The organism is Paramixta manurensis (assembly GCF_013285385.1).
Taxonomy (GTDB): Bacteria; Pseudomonadota; Gammaproteobacteria; order Enterobacterales; family Enterobacteriaceae; genus Paramixta; species Paramixta manurensis.
On record NZ_CP054212.1, the window covers coordinates 1,393,855 to 1,413,223 of the forward strand.

The following is a 19,369-nucleotide window of genomic DNA, read 5'->3' on the forward strand; positions in this document are numbered from 1 at the left end:
AGCAGAAACGTTAGCGGTTTGACGCAAGTGAGAAAGTGAGTTGATAAATAACTGCTGCAGGTTGTTGAAGCGCTATCTGAGTGATGAAACCAAAATAACTCGCTTACAATTAGTGGCAAAAAAAAACCGATGTCATATTGTCAATGAAAATAAATGTTATAAAGTTACATCCGTTAATTTAAGGGCTGCCGTCTGCGCGACGGACTTTTTTCCTCCTTGCCGGAGCGTACATGCGTTTAACCAAGGCTTCCGGAGTTGATGTTATCGGTCAGTCTCCTCGCTTTCAGTTAGCTTCAACTCACATCCGTTGGCTTTCCTGGCTATTTAACGGCATCGTCATCGCCAGTATGACGTTGCTGCCGATTGCGTTGCTGTTGTATTGGCTGGCGCCTGAGTCGTTATGGCTACCGTTAACCGGCAATCTCACCGCCACATTGTGGGTGTTTGCGGTCTCTTTGCAGGGAGCGAGGCGGGTAGCGCGTTGGCGTCAACGCGCCTTTGAACCGCTTACCGAAGACGCGTCGGTGGCTGCTGCTCCCCCCGCTTTTTTCCAACGTTTAACGCCGCCGCTTTGGCTGCGCCAGACGGTCAGTTATCTTGGCTCACATGTGCTTTATCAGGCGTTACCGGCATTAGCCGCGCTCTACCTGATTGGCATGGTATGGGCGCTACCGCTCCCGGCGAACGATAACGGCAAAGGGGGCTACCTGATTGGGGCGATACTGGTGTTCTTCGCCTTTGGTTTCCTGGTGCTTGAGCGGCACTGGGCGCTGAAAAAAAACGATGAATGGCCGGAGGCGATCAAACTCGCGCCGCTAGCCAGAATGGTTATCCTGGTCTTGTTGCTTGACGCGCTCAGTTTGATGTTCGCCAGGGGCGCTGCGGTTTGGCCAGCGCATCTGCTGATACTTGGCGGCATTGTCCCGGGACTGGTGGCGCTGGAGCTGCTATTACGGGCGCTGATCGCGGTATTCTCGCCGCCGCGCGCCGATGAGGAGCCGGCGTTTATTGCCGCCAGCCTGCTGGCATCGCAACTCAGCTGGCCGCCGCGTCCGTTCCAGTTCATGCATAACGAACTGCATCAGCGGTTTGGTATTGATTTACGTCAGATATGGGCCTTTCATTTTATGCGCCGCGCCATACTACCGCTGGCGGCTTTTCTGCTGCTGGTAGGCTGGCTACTGACCGGGTTAAATCAAGTACCGCTAACGCAACGTGGCATTTACGAGTATTTCGGTAAGCCGGTGGCGGTGAGACAGCCGGGGTTACATATTGGTCTACCCTGGCCGTTTGGTCGGGTACAAGCGGTGGAGAATGGCGAAGTACATGAATTGACCACCGGCGCTGAAGAGCCGGTCTCAACTGCCGCTGCCGCCGCACCGATTGCGACAGCGGAAGGCGCGGCGCCGGTTAGCGCCAACCGTTTGTGGGATGTCAGCCATATTGGCGATAAGTCGCAGATTATCGCCAGCGCCAGTGGTGACCGGCAAAGCTTTCAGATCATGAATATGGATGTGCGCTTTGTCTATCGGATTGGGCTGAGCGATAAGGCGGCGCTGGCGGCCCATTATCATACCGAGAATGTTCCCCTCTTAATTCGCAGTATCGCCAACCAGGTGTTAGTGCATGATTTTGCTACGCGTACTCTGGACAGCCTGCTCGGCGAGGAGCAAAGCCAACTGGCCGCCAATATTGGCCGCGAGGTGCAAAACCGGCTTAACCAATTAGACAGCGGCGTAGAACTACTGGCAACGGTGATTGAATCTATTCACCCACCGGCGGGCGCAGCCGATGCTTACCATGCGGTGCAAGCGGCGCAGATTCAGGCGCAAACCGCCATCGCTGGCGAGAAAGGGCAGGCGGCGGTGCAGCTCAATGCCGCACAGCAGTTTGCCAGCCAGGCGTTTGATGAAGCGCATGCGCAGAGTAGTGAGAATCATGATCGGGCGCAGGTTACCGCGCTGCGGTTTAATGCAGAGAATCAAGCTTTTCAAGTCGGCGGACAATCTTTCCTGACCGAACGCTACTTTAGCCAGTTAACGCTGGCGGCGCATCAGCATGCAGGTATGCTGATTATCGATCATCGGTTGGGAGGAGAAACCCCGCCGGTACTGGATTTACGCAGTCTTACTTTGCCATTTACCCCTGGGGCGGAGTCGACGGCGCGGTCGGTTAAAACGGAGAAAACACGGTGAGTGATTTGCAACACCCAGGCAGTGACGAGCATGCTCATGATGAAGGGCATGTTCACCCTCCGGCTTCCGGGCATCACCATCATCATCATCACCACCACCATCCTTCTGGCCCGGCGAAGGCTGGCCTGTGGCGCCGTGTCGGGCTGGCCTTATTACTGGCGCTGTTGATTATCGCGACCGCCTGTTTGGTGCAGGTTCGTTCCGGTGAAGCGGTAGTGATTACCCGGTTTGGTAACCCGGTGCGGGTGTTATTACAACCCGGGCTGGCGTGGCATTGGCCGGTGCCGCTGGAGAGTGCAATCCCGGTGGACTTGCGTATTCGTACCACGTCGAGCGGTTTGCAAGATGTGGGAACCCGTGACGGGCTACGCGTTATTGTACAGGCGTATACCGTTTGGCAGGTTCAAAACGATCCGCAGCATGTGCAGCGCTTTATTCGCGCGGTACAAAACCAGCCGGATATGGCCGCCGACCAAATACGTACTTTTATTGGGTCGGCGCTGGAAACCACCACCAGCGGATTTGCCCTGGCGGATTTGGTTAATACCGATGCCAGCCGTATTCGCCTGGCTGAATTCGAGCGTCATCTGCACGATCAGGTTGCTCGCCAATTATTGGATAGTTACGGTATTCGGCTGGTACAGGTGGGTATTGAGCGCCTGACATTACCCGCCGTGACGCTTAATGCCACGGTTGACCGGATGCGGGCGGAGCGCGAAACCATCGCCACCGAGCGCGCGGCGGAAGGTAAACGCCAGGCGGCGGAAATTCGTTCAGCCGCAGAGCGTGATGCGCGCGTGATGCGGGCCGACGCTACGGTAAAAGCCGCCGATATTGAAGCGCAGGCACAAGTGGAAAGCGCGGATATTTACGGTAAAGCATGGGCCAGCAACCCTGCGTTGTATAACCTGTTACGTTCGCTGGACACGCTGAGTGCGGTGATTAACCCAAGTACCCAGTTGGTGTTGCGTACCGATGCCGCGCCGTTCCGTCAACTGGTTGAGGGGCCGCCAACGCTGCCGCCAGCGGTGAATGGAGCCAAACCATGAATCCGCTAACGCGCTTGCAGGGGAATCCGTGGTTTCAGGCCGGGCGCTTAACGTTTTTTGCGTTGTTTGCTATGACACTGATTGCCGCAGGCGTTTGGTTGTTCTCCAATGTGCGGCAGATAGAACCGGATAGCCGGGCGGTGGTGATGCGTTTTGGCGCGATTACGCGTACCGCCAATGCCGGGTTACTGCTCGCATGGCCAGATCCGGTTGAACAAGTCACCTTGTTGCCTGCCGCTGATCGCGTGATTGAACATCACGTTACCGCGTTATTGCGGGCGAGCAATTTGCCGCGCTGGCCGAATGCCGGGCAAACCAATAGTGATGCGGTTGCCGGGGCGGGCTATTTGCTCACCGGCGATGCTGGCGTCGTTCAGCTTGATGTGCAGGTCTATTACGTGGTGACCGATCCGCGGGCGTTTGTTTTGCAAGGCGAACATGTGCTGCCAGCCCTTGATCGTTTGACTGAGCGTGCCGCCGTCGCGGTTTGCGCTTCGCGCGATCTGGATACCATTTTGGTGGCACGCCCGGAAATGGTCGGTAACGACGCGCATATCGCAGAACGACGTGAGCGCCTGCGTGGCGACCTACGGCAGGGTATCAATCAGCTCTTGTCCTCATTGACCAGTACCGGCAGCGGTTTGGGAATTGAGGTGCAACGGGTTGATGTTCAGTCTTCTTTGCCATTAACCGCGGTGGATGCGTTTAATGCGGTACTGACTGCCAGCCAACAAGCGGAGCAAGATGTCGCCAGCGCCAACAATGCCGCCGCGCGCGATCGTCAGGCAGCGGTACAGGCGGCCGACCGCGCGTTGCAAGTTGCCCATGCGCAAGCCAGCGAACAGGTGGCGCGTGCGCAGACTGATACGGCGGCGATTATACAATTGGCCAATAATCACGACCCCGAATTACTCTGGCGCTTGTGGCGTGAGCGGTTGCCGCCGATCCTCGCCCGGGCAGGCAGCGTCACCGCCGTTGACCCGCGGGATGACAGCCATCTGATCCTGCCAGGACCAGACCATTTACCCCCAAAACCCTGAGGAATTGGCATTGGTGACATCTTCTTCTGAACCGCGTTTTGCCACATCTGAGGGCGCGCTGTTAACGCGCAACGAGCAGCGCAATATGGCGTTCCAGTTAGTGCTGGCCATGACGGCCTTTGGGTTGCTGGCGTTGGGATTGCTATGGCAATGGCTACTGCCGCAACAGACCGGACCCGGGCAAATTTTGTTTGGTATTGCGGCATTGCTGGTCGCCATTCCGGTGCTCCGTTCCGCGCTCTACAGTTTACGGCACCCGGATTTGCACGGCGTTACTGACCAGTTGATCGCGCTGGCGATGCTGTGCGCGTGGGCGACCGGCGATTTGCTGACGGCGGCACTGCTGCCCGGCATTATGATTTTTGGGCATGTGCTGGAGGAGCGTAGCGTTATTGGCTCGCAAGAAGCGATTGAGGCGTTAAGCCAGCTTACCCGCAGCCGTGCGCGCCGTGTTCGCGCTGATGGCGAGATTGAAGAGATTGATAACCATCGCTTGCGTGCCGGCGATCGGGTAGAGATCCGCGCCGGCGATCGGGTGCCAGCCGATGGGCGCGTGCTCAGCGGTAACGCCAGCCTTGATACCGCGCCGATTACCGGCGAGTCGGTACCGCAAGAAGCGGGGATTGGCGACGAGGTATTTGGCGGCGCGATCAATCTTGATGGGCTGCTACAAATTGAAGTTACCCGCACCGGGGCCGACGCCACGTTAGGGAAAGTGATTGCGCTGATGCAAAAAGCGGAGCACGCCAAGCCGCCGATCACGCGTCTACTGGAGCGCTATGCCGGACGCTACTTGATCCTCATTCTACTGATTGCCGCCGCAACGTGGTTTATCACCCGTGATGGGCATGCCATGCTGGCAGTATTGGTCGCCGCTTGCCCCTGTGCGCTGGTGCTGTCGGCACCGGCAACGGCGATTTCCGGTATTGCGGTCGCCGCCCGGCACGGCATTTTGATCCGTAGCTCGGCCTTCCTTGAAGAACTGGCTGATTTGAATACCGTGGTGATGGATAAAACCGGCACGCTCACGCACGGTGAATTACGGTTGCAGCGTCTGGTAACGGAAAATGACCAGCATCAGGATCAACTGCTACGGCTGGCGGCCAGCCTCGGCGCCGCCAGTAGCCATCCGGTAAGCCGGGCGTTAGCGAAACTGGTGCCGCGTGAAGCGTATCTGCCGCTTACCGAAAGCTATGAACAACAGGGAATGGGGCTGCGCGCACGTACCGAACACGGCGAAGCGGTGTTGGGGCGTCCGGCCTTTTTTAGCCAGCATGGCATTGCGATGAGTGAAGAGCCGGAACACGATGGCCCGTTGGTGGGACTGGCGCTGGATGGACATTTTCTCGGTTGGTTACTGTTGGCGGATTCATTACGCCATGAAGCGCGTGAAGCGTTAAGCGATTTGCGCCAGCTTGGACTGAAGAGACAGCTATTATTGACTGGCGACCGCCAAAGCGTGGCGCAGCGTATTGCCAGCGAAGTGGCGATTGATGACGTGGTCGCGCAGGCGTTGCCGGAAGATAAACTTCATCGTGTTTCAGCCGAGATTGATCGTGGGTTCCGCCCGATGGTGGTTGGCGACGGGATTAATGACTCTCTGGCGCTAAAAGCTGGCGTGGTGGGGGTAGCGATGGGGGCTGGCGGCAGTGACATTGCGTTGGCTTCTGCCGATGTGGTGCTGATTGGCAGTGATTTACGTCGGCTGGGAACATGCGTTCGTTTGAGTCGCGCTTGTCGCCAGACGCTGCAAGTTAACGTGTTGATTGGGCTCGGCTGGACGCTGGCGATTATGGTCGCTGCCGCACTTGGGGTTCTGGGCAGTGAAGGCGCGCTGATTGCGGCGTTACTCCATAACCTCAGTACGCTGTTGGTGCTGGGAAATGCCGGGCGTCTGCTGAGGTTTGATGAACCGCTCTAATCACGCTCTCAGGAGAGATGCAATACGGCGCCTGGTGTGTTGAGTAGACCTAATAATTGCGCCTGCCCGGCGGAAGAAACGTCGGCAGTGAGGTCGGGGCTGCTGTAACGTAGCGTGTGGATGCGCCCCAACTGATGCCAAACCAAGATGGCGGATAAGGCCAACGCGCAGTTCTGATCGCTCTGCTGGCAAAGCAGGGTATAGTGCCACTGTTCATCCAGCTCATTGGAAAAAAACTGGATCGCCTCAGGCGGCATTAGGGCGCGGATATCCGGTAGTAACGCTTCACTGACATAGCGCGATAACCGCAATGTAAAGACCTGATTAATCAATACTCCCCCTGCCTGGTCACGTTTGAGTGGGTGCCTGGTGGTAATTACACGCGTAAATTAATAACACCAGAGTGCGAGGTTACCGTGCGAACCGGCTAACAACAAGCGTCGCGCGACGCAGTGAGGTTTCTTCTATACTTACTGGTCTGAATAATTGTCCTGGCAGCGTTGAGGTGAACAATGACAACCTACCTAATGAATGTGCAAACCAAACGCGTAGCGTCGCTAGAAGAGTGGGAAAACACCATTGAAGATTGGGAGGATGAGGGCGGCGCGGCCCGCCATGACAGCCTGTATGTGGAAGTGGTGAAAAACGCGGAAGGCGAGTGGGAAGAGGTTGCCTCCTGACCGCGAGTGTGAGGTTGCCGCCCATTAACGCGGGCGGCTGATGCCGCTTATGGCATCACGACATGCCAAATACCTTTCACATTATCGCCTTTCATCTCACCCGGTTTAGCGTCTTTGACAAACCGATACAGCGGTTTGCCTTTCCATGCCCATTGTTGCTCACCGCTATCCCGTTTCACCAACGTTAACTCGCCCTGTGGCTGCGCGCCTGCATCGGCAATCACCGGTGGCCATAATTTGGCGCAGGCATCATTACACACGCTTTTACCGCTGCCTGCCGTATCGTTATCAAAGGTATACAGCGTCATGCCTGCCTGATCCGCCAGCATCTTGCCGCCCGTTTTCACACTATCCGCGTAGACAGAGGTCGTCAGGGCGCTCAACGAGAGTGCCAGTACCGTCGCGATGGTTTTGTTCATGTAAGCCTCTTTGGTTGTTTAGGTATCGACTGCACCCTATAAACGCTTCACCGGCGGTTTTTATTCCCTAAAAAATAATTTTTTATCAAAAGGGAATAAAGCCCTTTCTCCGGCGTTTATAGGGGGAAACCTGAAACGCAAGCCGGAGAAATTATGCGTACCTCTGTTCGTTATACCTTGCCTCTCTGCACGCTGTTACTCGGCTATAGCCTGTCGGGCAGCGCGCATCAAGCCATGCAGCACACGCAAAATACGCGTCAAACCGCGCAAAACGAGTCGGCCTTTATGCAGGAGAACCAGCAGGCGATGGATCAAATGATGGCCGGAATGTCGGTCAAGGCCAGCGGTGATGTTGACCGTGATTTTGTCACCATGATGATTGCCCACCATGAAGGCGCGATTGCGATGGCGCAATCAGAGTTGCGTTATGGGCATAACGTGCCGTTGCGCCGCATTGCGCAGGAGATCATTGTGACGCAGCAGCAAGAAATCGCCGCTATGCGGCAGGCATTGGGTGATGCCTTACCCGCCTCCACGCCTGCGCCAGACCAAATTAATCATGCCAACCCTTAACTTAGAGACTTACAGCTCCCGACCCTTAAAAGGATAACGTTAATGAAAAGAACCTCTCGTTTTACCCTGTTGGCCCTTTTGTGCGCGTTTGGCAGCGCGAGCGTGTGGGCAGGACAAGCGCCGTATGGCGCTGCGGCGCAAGATTTCCCGCTTAGCCACCATGACCGTGTTTATGCGGCAGAACAGTTTTCGAATACCGTATCGGTGACCGATCCGGCCAGCAATAAGTTGCTCGGCGTGATTCGCCTTGGCGATCCGCAACCCGGTAACCTCAGCCCGCTTTATCGCGGCCAGGTGTTGGTGCATGGAATGGGTTTTTCGCCGGACAATAAAACGCTGGCGGTGGTTTCGATTGGCTCTAACTCGGTGACGTTTATTGATACCGCCACCAATGCGGTAAAACATACCACCTATGTTGGCCGTTCCCCGCATGAAGCCTTTTTCACCCCGGATGGCAAAGAGGTGTGGGTCACGGTGCGCGGTGAAGATTATGTGTCGGTGATCGATGCGCAAACCTTCGAGGAGAAAACCCGCATTAAGGTTCCGGCTGGCCCTGGAATGCAAATCTTCTCTCCGGATGGGAAATATGGCTATGTCTGCTCTTCGTTTAACCCACAAACCGAAGTGATTTCCGTTGCCGATCACAAGATTATCGGCAGCGTGCAGCAGGCCAGCCCTTTCTGCCCGAATATCTCCGCCACGCCTGACGGTAAACAGGTATGGTTTACGCTAAAAGATGTGGGTAAAACCCAGGTATTTGAGGCGACGCCGCCGTTTAAGCTGTTAAAAACGCTGGATACCGGGCCGATCACTAACCATGTCAATATCGTTCATAACGCGCATGGCACTTTTGCCTGGGTGACGGTTGGCGGTTTGAACCAAGTCAAAGTGTTCCGTACCGATGACTTTTCTCAAGTGGCAACCATCCCGGTCGGTGATTTGCCGCATGGGATCTGGCCGTCAGGCGATGGTAGCCGGGTTTATGTCGGGCTGGAAAATGCCGATAAGCTGGCGGCGATTGATACGCTGACTTACAAAGTGATTGCCAATGTGCCGATTGGTCAGGCGCCGCAGGCGGTTGCTTATGTGCCGAATGCGGTACCGCAGGGTAATGGCGACGCTAATCTTGAACCTTTGGGTGTGGCGGGACAGGCGCTAACCCTGACGTTGAAAGCCGTGGCGGGTAAAGGTCATACTGGCGTGGCGCCAACCAGCGTTTCGTTGTTTGATCAGGGCATCACTCAGGTGCTGCAGGCGTCGGTAACCGGTTTGGAACCGAAAGGGGACTATGTGTTGGCGCTGTCGGCTCATGCCGATGGTTCCGGTAAGCTGGAGCCGCTGGCGCAGTTTAAGACCAACCCGGCGGGCGCGGCCATCGTCAACACCGTTGGGCCGATTCGCCAGATTGTTGATCGTTCGCATGCACAGGCCACGCGCTATTTGACCATTGTGCAGGGCACCGCAGCGTCACATGGCAAGCCGGTTCAGGTACAAAGTAAGTAATTATTTGCTTTCCGGGGCGGTGGCAGCATCGCCCCGGTAATGGCAAGGGATCACCGTTTTGGCTACGAAACGCTGATTTAAAATCGTTTATTTATTTTCCGCTATTGCTTTAAGAACTTCTTCAAGCAAGCCTTTGCCGTCTTCAGGTGCGAATTCATTAGGGTAGCGCTCACGAAATTCTTTTGTAATTTCCTCATCACTGAGGCTGAGAAAGTGAGTTATCTCCCGCTTTAAGGTGCCCCTGTCTTTTTCATTCAATTCAGAGACATACACTCTAATGGCACCATCCATTGTGTCAGCTCCGGTAATAAAATCAAAATCCTGATTAAGCGTTCCACCTATCATGATATCTATTTCGCCCGTGATGAGCATGTTACACCTCCGGGAATGCAGTTAAGATGTAATAGGGTTACGCACTACCGGTTTTCTTCATCCCTCAGAGCCTGGCTGACTCTATCCCTCACCAGTTGAAGGAATTCAGCAGGCGTTGTGCCCCACAATTCCGGTTCGAATTCATATTGGTATCGTTCGTGAAAGTCCTTTTCCAGGTCATCACATTCTTCCAGGAATAAATCAATATCCGCAATCAGAGCATGTTTCATCCCTTTGTGAGAGGACGCTATGTAGAGGTCTATTTTTGGCTCAATCTCATCACTGTCATCAAAAATGTCATAATCCTGACCGAAGTAAATCTGAATGAGGCCATCTAACTCGCTGATGTTTATTCTGTCCATAGTTATATAACCGCATATGCAGTAACAATAAAATAGGGCTTACCGTGCCACGGCTGAAAATCCAGAATAACGCGCACGCCATAACACTTTTTCACCTCGGAGCTACCTTTCAAAATAGTTATGCCTGTCTGGTGCGCAAACATACGGTTTAACGGCATTCTGGCTGGTACGCCAGGAGGCACGTTTTTCGCCCACATTTCTATTTGATGCTTGTTATAGCGCAGAACTTTGCTAATGAGGCTCTCCGCCTCGCTTATGCTACGGAAGCTACTGGATGACTTCAATTTTGGTTCAGCATTAAATCTGGCGATCAGTTCATCCGTATTTTTCCCAACATGCTTGGAAATAGTATGCCCGCCCTTCGTACGTCCTGGCATGGCCTCATGCTCAGCCAGCTTTATACGTCCGCCACGAATAGCAGCAACGCGAACCGCACCAACAGCAATTGCAAAACCTATGGGGATGGCCAGATCCACAGTCAGACCAACTTTCATGGCAGTGTTTTTGTCAGCGCCCAGCGATTCCGCAATTGCGACAGCAGAATGGTAGGTATCAGTATCAGTCTTTCTCCCCGTCCATACCTGCCGTATAGATGCCTGGATAACGTCGAGGCTATGAGTACCGACAAATACACATCCGGCTTTTGTCAACATGGTGGGTTCAGGCACAACACACATGGCACCCGCACCAAACATTTCCACCACGCCACCAGCTAGTCCCAACCCGCCATAAAGCCGGTTACTCAGGGTTTCACCTTCGGTGACACTTTTATCTGACAACACCGCGGCAAGTTGAACCGGCGACATAACCATTTTCAATCCATCATCATCCATGACCCACTCCTTTTGGTAGAAAGGAAAGCATAAGTAGTATCGCCAGGTCGCGCAATCGTAGGGAGGGTATCAAGCTGGCGGGAGTCACACTTTTCTGCCTATCTGACACGTTGGTTCCCACCACTATTAAGTAATTATTTGTTTTACGGGGTGGTGGCAGCATCGCCCCGATAATGGCAAGGGATCACCGTTTTGGCGATGAAACGGTGATTTAAAATTGTTTATTTATTTTCACATTATGCAGGGCAATTTCTATTCAGTGACGATCTTCTGAATCGTTCCAAGAAACTCCTGAGCGGTGGTTTCCCATAAATCAGGTTGAAAATCATTACCATAGCGGTGATTAAATTCCCGCTCAAGAGAGTCCGCATGCATCTTTCTGAATGCTGTTATTTCGTTGGCTAAATCTTTAAGTACCTGTTCAGGCGCTGTTTGTTTGAATAATTTCACTATACCTTCGATAGTGTCTTCACCTTCATTTATATAGAGATAATCCTGATTGAAATAACCCAAAATTAGCTGGTCAAGATAATAATAGTTCGTCATCAAATTGCCTTCATATATCAGGAAATGCTGTAAGTATGTAGTATGGCTTACCATGAAACTGTTCAATGACTATCGTTAAACGAACCTGCTTAAGGTACAGTTTTTGTGTACTGCCTCTTTTAAAACCATAACCAATTACTTCGCCTGTAGGGTATTTTATTGTTAGCCGGGTGCCCGGACTCTGTGCCGAAAGTGCATTCCTGATGGTGTCTCTGTTTCTCTGGATGGCCTTTGATATAGCGTCCTCTGCAATACGTAAATTACTAAAACTTGATGAAACAGGGATGCGCCTTTCCGTTTCAAATCTGGCGATAAGTTCTTTATCACTTTTGCCAACATGTTTTGCGATAGTATGCCCACCTGGTTTAAAACCTGTCGCAGATTCATGTTCAATCAACGTTATCCGGCCAAAACGCACGGATGCGAGTCTTGCCGCTCCCAACGCCAGTGAAAAACCGATCGGCACACCGACATCGACCGCCATGCCAACATTCCAGGCAGTTTGATCATCCGCACCAAATTTTTTAGCGGTTTCAACTGCGAGGCGATACGTTGCGGTACGGGTATTGACGCCGGTTCTTATCTGATTAATGGAGGCCTGAATGGTATCCATACTGTGTGCGCCCACGATCACGCAGGCAGCCGTAAAGACGCGTCCGACCGGTGTCGCGCAGAAAGCACGCGAACCGACCAGTTCAAGCGTCCCGGCAAGCAGTCCCAATCCGCCATAAAGCCGGTTACTCAGGGTTTCACCTTCGGTGACACTTTTATCTGACAACACCGCGGCAAGTTGAACCGGTGACATAACCATTTTCAATCCATTGTCATCCATGACCCACTCCTTTGATAGAAAGGAAAGAATAAGTGGTATCACCAGGTCGCGCAATCGTAGGGATGGTATCAAGCTGGCGGGATTTTCCGGGCAGTCCAGAATCAGCGTTTTTGTGGCTGGCGCGGAGTCCAGAATTTAGCGCCGCGCGACACTTTACGCCACCTCCGAACAGCCCCTCTTGTAAGTTTTATTGCTTTAGGTTATTAATCTTTTTTTGCGTTTTTATCAATTTACTTACAAAAGGAATTCATTTATGAAACAAAAGCTCCTCCTCTGTTTCGTGGTCGCGGCGGCGGCAACGCTGGCGGGCTGTAGCTCAACCCCGAATACCCTGAAGTTACAGCAAGCGACCACCAATACATTGGGCCTGGCTTCAACCGATGAAGTAACCTTAAGTAATGTACAAAAAGGCGAGCCGAATGCGCTTGGCGGCAGTGAAGTGACGTTTGATGCCGTTACTGGCAAAGGCCGTAAATTTAAATGTAAAACCTTTATGATTCCGGGTTTCCTGGACGAACCGACTTATTCTGATTTCAGTTGCTCACAGTAAACCGTTGTTCCGCACTGCTTCAGCCGGTTTAGGGTTGGCTGAAGCAGCGCGTCCTCGCTTACAACGCCAGGTTCGCCCGGCTAATCTCCGCGATGGTTTTCGCTCCTGACAGCGTCATTGCCACGCGCATCTCCTTCTCAATCAGAGTGAGTAAATTCACCACGCCGGCTTCTCCGGCCGCCGCCAGCGCATAGACAAATGCGCGTCCCAGCAATACGCTATCGGCGCCCAGCGCGATCATCCGTACCACATCCAGCCCGGTACGAATCCCGGAATCGGCCAGCAATGTAATCTCGCCTTTTACCGCATCGGCAATAGCGGGTAGGGCGCGGGCGCTGGATAGCACGCCATCTAACTGACGACCGCCGTGGTTTGAAACCACAATACCATCGGCGCCGAAACGGACCGCGTCTTTCGCGTCTTCCGGGTCCAGGATGCCTTTGATGATCATCGGGCCTTGCCAGAATTCGCGGATCCATTCCAGATCCTTCCACGAGATAGACGGATCGAAGTTGGCGCCGAGCCAACCGATATAATCTTCCAGCGTGGTTGGCTTACCACGATAGGCTGAGACATTCCCCAGATCGTGCGGTTTACCATGCAGGCCAACATCCCACGCCCATTGCGGATGCGTCATGGCTTGCAACACACGGCGCGCCGCGGCATTCGGGCCGCTCATCCCGGAGTGCGCGTCGCGATAGCGTGAGCCCGGCACCGGCATATCGACGGTAAACACTAAGGTTTTTACCCCCGCTGCCTGCGCGCGCTCTAGCGCATTGCGCATAAAACCCCGGTCTTTCAGTACATAGAGTTGGAACCACATGGGCCGATTAATCGCCGGTGCGACCTCTTCAATCGGACACACTGAGACGGTTGAAAGCGTAAAGGGAACCCCTTTTTGTGCTGCTGCCCGCGCCGCCTGAACCTCTCCGCGCCGGGCATACATGCCGGTTAGACCAACCGGTGCCAGCGCCAACGGCATCGCCATTTTTTCCCCGAACAACGTGGTTTCCAGGCTGAGTGCTTCCATGTTTTTTAGAATACGCTGGCGCAGCGCAATATCCGCCAGGTCTTCAACATTGCGTTTCAACGTGTGTTCGCTGAACGCGCCGCCATCAATGTAGTGAAATAAGAAGGGCGGTAATTTGCGTTGGGCTGCCGCCCGATAATCCGTTGACGCAGAAATAATCATGGTTGTGTCCTGTCAGTGTTAATCGCAAACCGGCGGTCTGCTTTTCCCCTCTCTACGGGGATTTATCCTGCTTCGGTCGAAACGACCTGAGCGGTGTTCATGTTATGGCGCGACAGCATGATCACCGCCCACAGGGTGAGTAAACAGCAGAGCGCCAGATAAGCGGAAACGTAGTGTGAGCTACCGCCACCATATTGAACCAGCAAGGTACAGACCAACGGTGTCGGACCGGCAATCAACATACTGTTTAGCTCACGCGTTACGCTAATACCGGAGAAGCGATACTCCGTGGGGAAAATCGTTGCTAATAATAACCCCTGTGGCCCGGCCATGCCGCCAAAGCCCACCACAAACCCGCTACACATTGCCAGCGTGATCCACGACATATTCCGCGTATCCAGTAAGGTAAAAAGCGGCCAGGCGAACAGTGCGGTGAGTAGGGCGCAAATCACGGTAATTTTAACCGCGCCAAACTTATCGGCCAGCCATCCCATGAACGGGGCGGCAATCACGCCACACAAAGCGGCGTAAAACAGTGCGGTTAAGGCGGCCGATTTGGCGATATCCAACGAATTGGTCATATAGCTGAGCGTAAAGGCGCTGAGAATATAGACATTCGCATTATGCCCGGTCACCGCCAAAAAGCCGTAAAACAGAGTTTTAGGATAGCGTGTGAGCAGCATCTTAAGCGGCAATTTGTGGGTATTTTTATCCTGTGCCGCTTTTTGCACCGCGTTTAAATATTCGGGCGTCTCATCGAGTTGCCGCCGGATATAGAGGGCAATAACGAATAATATCGCCGAAGAGAGAAAGGGCAGACGCCAGCCCCAACGAATAATATCCGTTTCCGCCAGTTGCGAAACGCCAAGAAACGCCAGGCTGGCAAACATAATCCCCACCACGGTCGATGATTGTAGCAGCGCCGTGAAAAACCCGCGCAGGCGAACCGGCGAATACTCGTACACCAACGTTACCGCTCCGGCGTATTCCGCGCCTGCGCCAAACCCCTGGACCATTCGCATTAGAACTAACAATATCGGTGCGAACACGCCAATTTGCGCAAAGCCCGGCAGCAAACCAATCGCGACGGTGCCTAATCCCATCAGTGAGATTGAGAAAATCAGCGCCGGTTTACGCCCGAACCGATCGCCAAAGTGAGCGATCAGGACGCCGCCCAGCGGACGCACAATAAAACCAATTGCAAAGGTGCCGAAGGCCGCCAGTACGCCAGCCGCCGGTGACAGGTCGGGGAAGAATATATGATTAATGATCAAGCTGGCCGCTGCGCCATAAAGCGCGTAATCGAACCATTCAATAATCGTACCGATAACAGAGGCAACAACGGCTTTAACGATGCCAGACTTGCGGGGAGAACGCGTTGTGTCAGTCATAGCGGTATTTCCTGGTGTGGTGGAATAAACAGCGATGCGCGTTAGTGGGAAGTGAGAGGCGCCGGAGGCGGTAGCCCGCATTCCGCTGCCAATCGGGTCAGCGTATCAATCAGAGACGCTGGCAGACTAAGTCCGTCACGGCTGGCTTCTTCTAAGGCCGCCAGCGCGCGTTCGCCGGGTAATTTAACCCGCGTTACGCCCGCTTTGGGCGGTGAATCGTGACAAGCCTGTACCAACGCTTCAATTTGTTTTAAGTAGGCATCACTTCCCGCCATGGCGGCGGGCGAGTAGAGCGTGAGGGTGACGGCGGCGCTCCAGCCCTGATTTTGTTCACCGCGTCCGCGCCCGCCGAGACAACCTGAAAGAATTTCGACTATCAACCCCAGCGCATAGCCTTTATGTCCGGCCTCAATACCGCCTAAGGGTAAAATGGTTCCCGGCGGATCGGCGGAGATGACGGCTGGATCGCAACTCGGTTGCCCCTGCGCATCCAGCAGTATGGCGGAGGAGAACTGTTCGCCTGCGGCTAAGGTGTTCGCTACGGCGGCATTGGTCGCCAGTGAGGTGGCCATATCAATCAAAATCGGCGCGCCGCGCGTAGGAGCGCCGAGAGCGATGGGGTTAGAGGTCAATACCGCTTGGGTGCCGCCGAACGGCGCAACGCTACGGTGTCCCGGATCGGTTAGCGCGATCAAAATGATAAAACCGCGTTCCGTTGCCGCCTGTAAATAAGTACTCAGGCAGGCAGTGTGATGGCTATTCTGAATGGTGACCGTTGCGGTACCGTAACGTTCCGCCCGGGCTATACCTTTCCCGACTGCCTCTTTGATTAGCCACGGGCCGGGTAATTTTCTGCCATCCCAGGTGAGGCAGGCGGCGAAATCCTGTATGACGTGTGGCCCACCTTCCCGCGTCATTCCTCCCTGGCGAATCTCATCCAAATAGGCGGGCAACAGCTTCAGTCCGTGGGTGGTCATACCAAAAGCTTCGCCGCGCACCAGCGTATCGGCGACCGCGTGCGCTTTATCGGCAGCTAGGCCGGCATTCTGAAACAGTTGGGAGGTAAGCGCGGTTAGCGCTGACATCGCGTAACGTGCTGACATAATCGGGCCCTTAGTGCGTGCGGATAACATGGTGAGAGCCCGCTACCCGGTGGGCATCAATCGCCTGCGGATCCCAGTCGATCCCGATACCTGGCGTATCAGCGGGAAAGGCCCGGCCTTGCTCAATCCGCATCCCACTGTGGGTGAGATCATCAAGCTGCGGGATGTACTCCAGCCAACGCGCGTTCGGGACTGCGCTACAGAGTGAAACGTGCAACTCCATCAGAAAGTGTGGGCAGACGGCGACATTAAAACATTCAGCCAGATGCGCCACTTTCAGCCACGGAGTGATACCGCCAATACGCGCGACGTCAACCTGTACCACGGAGCAGGCGCCTTGTTGGAGATACTCACGGAAATGCGAGGCGCTGTAGAGGCTTTCCCCTACCGCAATGGGTAGCGAAGTGTGATGCGAAAGCCGCAGATGACCGGTGATATCATCGGCCGGAAGCGGCTCTTCCAGCCAGCCGATGTCCAGCGCTTCATAATGGCGCGCGCGGCGAATAGCGTCATCCACCTGGAAAGCCTGATTGGCATCGGTAAATATTTCAAAACCCTGGCCAACCGCGTCCCGTACCGCACCTAAACGCGCGGTGTCTTCATGTATCGGGCGGCCGACTTTAATTTTGCAACCCTGAAAACCCTGCGCTTGCGCCCGCAGCGCATCATCGACCAACGCCTCCGGCGACAAATGTAGCCAGCCGCCTTCGGTGGTGTAAAGCGGAATGCTTTGCTGTGCGCCGCCTGCCGCAATATGCAACGGCAGGCGCGCGCGCTGGCAACGCAGATCCCATAGCGCAATATCAATCGCCGCCAGAGCCAGTGCGGTCAGCGGGCCGACGGTCGTTGCGTGAGTGAGAAACGAGAGCTCGCGCCAGATCTGTTCAATCCGATCGGCCTCTTTGCCGATTAACGCCGGTGCCAGGGTTTTCTCCAGCAGCGAAACAATCGCCGGTCCGCCGGTACCGATGGTGTAACTGTAGCCGGTCCCGATCGCGCCATCCGCATCGGTTATCCGCACAAAGGGGGTTTCCTGACAGACAAACGACTGAATAGCGTCAACCCGTTTTACTTTTGGCTGCAGTTCCACCATAAAGATTTCAACTTGCGTAATCGCGGCCATCTTTTCCTCTCTGGTTCGGCGTGAAGGAGGTGCGAGAAGCGCGGCTTATTTCGCCGCGTAGGTCACTTGATGTTGCTCACCCAATCCATTGATGCCGAGACGCATCTGCTGGCCGGGTTTGAGATAAACCGGCGGTTTCTGACCCATGCCAACGCCCGGCGGTGTGCCGGTTGAAATGATGTCGCCAGGATGCAGGCTCATAAATTGCGAGAGATAGGAGACGAGGTAAGCCACGCCATACACCATGGTTTTGGTGGAGCCGTTTTGATAGCGATGTCCATCCACCTCCAGCCACATATCAAGGTTTTGCGGATCGGGAACCTCATCGCGGGTCACTAACCATGGGCCGATAGGGCCGAACGTATCGCAGCTTTTGCCTTTACTCCACTGCCCGTGGCGCTCAATCTGGAAGGCGCGTTCGGACAGGTCGTTCACCACGCAGTAACCGGCTACATACTCCAGCGCCTCGTCTTGTGATACATATTTCGCGGTTTTACCAATGATCACCCCAAGCTCTACTTCCCAATCGGTTTTCACTGAGGTGCGGGGAATTTCTACCGCGTCATTCGCGCCGATAATAGAGTGCGGGGATTTAGTGAAAATAATCGGCTCGGGCGGTACTTCGGCGCCGGTTTCCGCCGCATGGTCGGAGTAGTTCAGACCGATGCAGATAAAATGACCGGTGTTAGCGACGCAAGGGCCGAGACGAGGATTGCCGTCGACCAACGGCAGTTGTTCAATCGGCAGCGCCGCGAGGCGTTTTAGGCTCTCCGGGCTGATAGTTTGACCATCAATATCTTGAATATGGTCGGCAAGCGAACGGAGCCGCCCTTGTGCATCGAGTAATCCGGGGCGTTCCTGGCCGACCGGGCCGTAGCGTAATAATTTCATCGTGTTCTCCTGTTAACGCGCGCTTGCGCAAGGTAAGCGGTACTCAGGCAGCCCAGCCGCCATCAATAATATGAATGTGACCGGTGGTGAAGGTGGCATTCGCCAAATACAGCACCAGCTCGGCTATCTCATCCAGCTTGCCGATACGGCCAATCGGTTGGCGGGCAATAAAGGCTTTACGTGCCGCCTCATAATCGCCCTGAGCGTGCAGACGCTCTTGCAGCGAGGGGCTATCCACAGTGCCGGGGCAGATGGCATTGCAGCGAATGCCTTGGGTGATGTAATCCGCCGCCACGGATTTCGTCAGGCCGATCACGGCAGCTTTAGTGGCGCTGTAGGCAAAACGGTTGGGCACCGCTTTCACGCTAGAGGCGACGGAGGACATATTAATAATGCAGCCATCTTGTTGCGCCAGCATACCGGGCAACACCGCCTGAATCAGTTCAAACTGCGCGCCGACATTGAGTTGCCAGGCGAAATCCAGCTCGGCACGGCTACACTCTTGGATAGTGCCGTTATGCACCACCCCGGCGCAGTTAAACAACACGTCGACAGTACCGATACGCGCCACCAAGTCATCCATATCGGCCCGACTAAGCACATCAAGCCGCTCGGTGCGGATATTTTCTTTCCCTTGTAGGTCGCTGAGTTTTTCCTGATTAACATCGCTGGCGATCACCTGAAAACCGGCGCTGGCCATACGTAGGGCGGTTTCTCGTCCAATGCCCTGTGCTGCGCCAGTAATCAATACTTTTCTGACTTTTGCTGCCGTCATGGTTCGTTTTCTCCTCCGG

The 19,369-nt window shown here is 54.6% G+C and carries 21 protein-coding genes; 8 read left to right on the forward strand and 13 right to left on the reverse strand.

Annotated elements, in window-relative coordinates; translation table 11 throughout:
* Positions 1-230: 230 nt before the first annotated feature.
* From hflK (PMPD1_RS06780) to PMPD1_RS06795, 4 genes are read left to right on the forward strand one after another with little or no spacing between them, the layout of a single operon-like run.
* On the forward strand, positions 231-2,195 hold the full coding sequence (gene hflK / locus PMPD1_RS06780; RefSeq protein ID WP_173633320.1) for a protease modulator HflK: 1,965 nt from the start codon (positions 231-233) through the stop codon (positions 2,193-2,195).
* Positions 2,192-3,244, forward strand: coding sequence for a protease modulator HflC (gene hflC, locus PMPD1_RS06785; RefSeq protein ID WP_173633321.1), 1,053 nt, complete (start codon positions 2,192-2,194; stop codon positions 3,242-3,244). Before hflK (PMPD1_RS06780) ends, hflC begins: the two co-directional genes overlap by 4 nt.
* Positions 3,241-4,284, forward strand: coding sequence for a protease modulator HflK (gene hflK, locus PMPD1_RS06790; protein ID WP_173633322.1), 1,044 nt, complete (start codon positions 3,241-3,243; stop codon positions 4,282-4,284). Before hflC ends, hflK (PMPD1_RS06790) begins: the two co-directional genes overlap by 4 nt.
* A 13-nt stretch (positions 4,285-4,297) precedes the next feature.
* Positions 4,298-6,205, forward strand: a complete 1,908-nt coding sequence (locus PMPD1_RS06795; RefSeq protein ID WP_435529714.1) for a cation-translocating P-type ATPase — start codon at positions 4,298-4,300, stop codon at positions 6,203-6,205.
* An 8-nt stretch (positions 6,206-6,213) separates the two neighbouring features.
* On the opposite strand, the gene PMPD1_RS06800 is transcribed toward PMPD1_RS06795, so the two are convergent.
* The gene (locus PMPD1_RS06800; RefSeq protein WP_173633323.1) at positions 6,214-6,537 is read right to left on the reverse strand and encodes a hypothetical protein; all 324 of its coding nucleotides are present in this window, start codon (positions 6,535-6,537) and stop codon (positions 6,214-6,216) included.
* 180 nt (positions 6,538-6,717) lie between these two features.
* Here PMPD1_RS06800 and PMPD1_RS06805 point away from each other — a divergent pair, with 180 nt between their 5' ends.
* Positions 6,718-6,885, forward strand: coding sequence for a hypothetical protein (locus tag PMPD1_RS06805; protein ID WP_173633324.1), 168 nt, complete (start codon positions 6,718-6,720; stop codon positions 6,883-6,885).
* A gap of 47 nt (positions 6,886-6,932) precedes the next feature.
* On the opposite strand, the gene PMPD1_RS06810 is transcribed toward PMPD1_RS06805, so the two are convergent.
* Positions 6,933-7,304: a COG4315 family predicted lipoprotein gene (locus tag PMPD1_RS06810; protein ID WP_173633325.1), complete on the reverse strand. Its 372-nt coding sequence runs from the start codon at positions 7,302-7,304 to the stop codon at positions 6,933-6,935.
* A gap of 153 nt (positions 7,305-7,457) precedes the next feature.
* Between PMPD1_RS06810 and PMPD1_RS06815 the strand changes: the two genes are divergently transcribed.
* Both PMPD1_RS06815 and PMPD1_RS06820 read left to right on the forward strand, forming a co-directional pair.
* Positions 7,458-7,877, forward strand: a complete 420-nt coding sequence (locus tag PMPD1_RS06815; protein WP_173633326.1) for a DUF305 domain-containing protein — start codon at positions 7,458-7,460, stop codon at positions 7,875-7,877.
* A gap of 42 nt (positions 7,878-7,919) precedes the next feature.
* The gene (locus PMPD1_RS06820; RefSeq protein WP_173633327.1) at positions 7,920-9,380 is read left to right on the forward strand and encodes a YncE family protein; all 1,461 of its coding nucleotides are present in this window, start codon (positions 7,920-7,922) and stop codon (positions 9,378-9,380) included.
* An 87-nt stretch (positions 9,381-9,467) separates the two neighbouring features.
* On the opposite strand, the gene PMPD1_RS06825 is transcribed toward PMPD1_RS06820, so the two are convergent.
* The 5 genes from PMPD1_RS06825 to PMPD1_RS06845 form a co-directional block, all read right to left on the reverse strand.
* Complete coding sequence (locus tag PMPD1_RS06825; protein ID WP_173633328.1) at positions 9,468-9,752, reverse strand: contact-dependent growth inhibition system immunity protein; 285 nt, start codon at positions 9,750-9,752, stop codon at positions 9,468-9,470.
* A gap of 44 nt (positions 9,753-9,796) precedes the next feature.
* Positions 9,797-10,114: a contact-dependent growth inhibition system immunity protein gene (locus tag PMPD1_RS06830; RefSeq protein ID WP_173633329.1), complete on the reverse strand. Its 318-nt coding sequence runs from the start codon at positions 10,112-10,114 to the stop codon at positions 9,797-9,799.
* Between the two features lie 2 nt (positions 10,115-10,116).
* On the reverse strand, positions 10,117-10,947 hold the full coding sequence (locus PMPD1_RS06835; RefSeq protein ID WP_173633330.1) for an RNase A-like domain-containing protein: 831 nt from the start codon (positions 10,945-10,947) through the stop codon (positions 10,117-10,119).
* A gap of 252 nt (positions 10,948-11,199) precedes the next feature.
* A complete protein-coding gene (locus PMPD1_RS06840) occupies positions 11,200-11,493 on the reverse strand; it encodes a contact-dependent growth inhibition system immunity protein (protein ID WP_173633331.1) in 294 nt (97 codons plus the stop codon).
* 10 nt (positions 11,494-11,503) lie between these two features.
* The gene (locus PMPD1_RS06845) at positions 11,504-12,325 is read right to left on the reverse strand and encodes an RNase A-like domain-containing protein (RefSeq protein WP_173633332.1); all 822 of its coding nucleotides are present in this window, start codon (positions 12,323-12,325) and stop codon (positions 11,504-11,506) included.
* Positions 12,326-12,578: 253 nt separating this feature from the next.
* Here PMPD1_RS06845 and PMPD1_RS06850 point away from each other — a divergent pair, with 253 nt between their 5' ends.
* Positions 12,579-12,875 (forward strand): hypothetical protein, encoded by a 297-nt coding sequence (locus tag PMPD1_RS06850; RefSeq protein ID WP_173633333.1) that lies wholly within the window; start codon positions 12,579-12,581, stop codon positions 12,873-12,875.
* 58 nt (positions 12,876-12,933) lie between these two features.
* On the opposite strand, the gene lldD is transcribed toward PMPD1_RS06850, so the two are convergent.
* The 6 genes from lldD to PMPD1_RS06880 form a co-directional block, all read right to left on the reverse strand.
* On the reverse strand, positions 12,934-14,067 hold the full coding sequence (gene lldD, locus PMPD1_RS06855; RefSeq protein ID WP_173633334.1) for an FMN-dependent L-lactate dehydrogenase LldD: 1,134 nt from the start codon (positions 14,065-14,067) through the stop codon (positions 12,934-12,936).
* Between the two features lie 62 nt (positions 14,068-14,129).
* Entirely contained in the window at positions 14,130-15,458 is a 1,329-nt protein-coding gene (locus PMPD1_RS06860; protein ID WP_173633335.1) for an MFS transporter, read from the reverse strand.
* A 41-nt stretch (positions 15,459-15,499) separates the two neighbouring features.
* Positions 15,500-16,561, reverse strand: a complete 1,062-nt coding sequence (locus tag PMPD1_RS06865; RefSeq protein WP_173633336.1) for an Ldh family oxidoreductase — start codon at positions 16,559-16,561, stop codon at positions 15,500-15,502.
* Between the two features lie 10 nt (positions 16,562-16,571).
* Complete coding sequence (locus tag PMPD1_RS06870; protein ID WP_173633337.1) at positions 16,572-17,684, reverse strand: mandelate racemase/muconate lactonizing enzyme family protein; 1,113 nt, start codon at positions 17,682-17,684, stop codon at positions 16,572-16,574.
* A 45-nt stretch (positions 17,685-17,729) separates the two neighbouring features.
* Positions 17,730-18,575, reverse strand: a complete 846-nt coding sequence (locus PMPD1_RS06875; RefSeq protein ID WP_173633338.1) for a fumarylacetoacetate hydrolase family protein — start codon at positions 18,573-18,575, stop codon at positions 17,730-17,732.
* A gap of 43 nt (positions 18,576-18,618) precedes the next feature.
* Positions 18,619-19,350 (reverse strand): SDR family oxidoreductase, encoded by a 732-nt coding sequence (locus PMPD1_RS06880; protein WP_173633339.1) that lies wholly within the window; start codon positions 19,348-19,350, stop codon positions 18,619-18,621.
* Positions 19,351-19,369: the final 19 nt, after the last annotated feature.

Coding starts and splice junctions, on each gene's coding strand:
- hflK (WP_173633320.1), top strand. CDS start 231: ATGCGTTTAACCAAGGCTTCCGGAGTTGATGTTATCGGTCAGTCTCCT.
- hflK (WP_173633322.1), top strand. CDS start 3,241: ATGAATCCGCTAACGCGCTTGCAGGGGAATCCGTGGTTTCAGGCCGGG.
- PMPD1_RS06805 (WP_173633324.1), top strand. CDS start 6,718: ATGACAACCTACCTAATGAATGTGCAAACCAAACGCGTAGCGTCGCTA.
- PMPD1_RS06810 (WP_173633325.1), bottom strand. CDS start 7,304: ATGAACAAAACCATCGCGACGGTACTGGCACTCTCGTTGAGCGCCCTG.
- PMPD1_RS06815 (WP_173633326.1), top strand. CDS start 7,458: ATGCGTACCTCTGTTCGTTATACCTTGCCTCTCTGCACGCTGTTACTC.
- PMPD1_RS06820 (WP_173633327.1), top strand. CDS start 7,920: ATGAAAAGAACCTCTCGTTTTACCCTGTTGGCCCTTTTGTGCGCGTTT.
- PMPD1_RS06825 (WP_173633328.1), bottom strand. CDS start 9,752: ATGCTCATCACGGGCGAAATAGATATCATGATAGGTGGAACGCTTAAT.
- PMPD1_RS06830 (WP_173633329.1), bottom strand. CDS start 10,114: ATGGACAGAATAAACATCAGCGAGTTAGATGGCCTCATTCAGATTTAC.
- PMPD1_RS06835 (WP_173633330.1), bottom strand. CDS start 10,947: ATGGATGATGATGGATTGAAAATGGTTATGTCGCCGGTTCAACTTGCC.
- PMPD1_RS06840 (WP_173633331.1), bottom strand. CDS start 11,493: ATGACGAACTATTATTATCTTGACCAGCTAATTTTGGGTTATTTCAAT.
- PMPD1_RS06845 (WP_173633332.1), bottom strand. CDS start 12,325: ATGGATGACAATGGATTGAAAATGGTTATGTCACCGGTTCAACTTGCC.
- PMPD1_RS06850 (WP_173633333.1), top strand. CDS start 12,579: ATGAAACAAAAGCTCCTCCTCTGTTTCGTGGTCGCGGCGGCGGCAACG.
- lldD (WP_173633334.1), bottom strand. CDS start 14,067: ATGATTATTTCTGCGTCAACGGATTATCGGGCGGCAGCCCAACGCAAA.
- PMPD1_RS06860 (WP_173633335.1), bottom strand. CDS start 15,458: ATGACTGACACAACGCGTTCTCCCCGCAAGTCTGGCATCGTTAAAGCC.
- PMPD1_RS06865 (WP_173633336.1), bottom strand. CDS start 16,561: ATGTCAGCACGTTACGCGATGTCAGCGCTAACCGCGCTTACCTCCCAA.
- PMPD1_RS06870 (WP_173633337.1), bottom strand. CDS start 17,684: ATGGCCGCGATTACGCAAGTTGAAATCTTTATGGTGGAACTGCAGCCA.
- PMPD1_RS06875 (WP_173633338.1), bottom strand. CDS start 18,575: ATGAAATTATTACGCTACGGCCCGGTCGGCCAGGAACGCCCCGGATTA.
- PMPD1_RS06880 (WP_173633339.1), bottom strand. CDS start 19,350: ATGACGGCAGCAAAAGTCAGAAAAGTATTGATTACTGGCGCAGCACAG.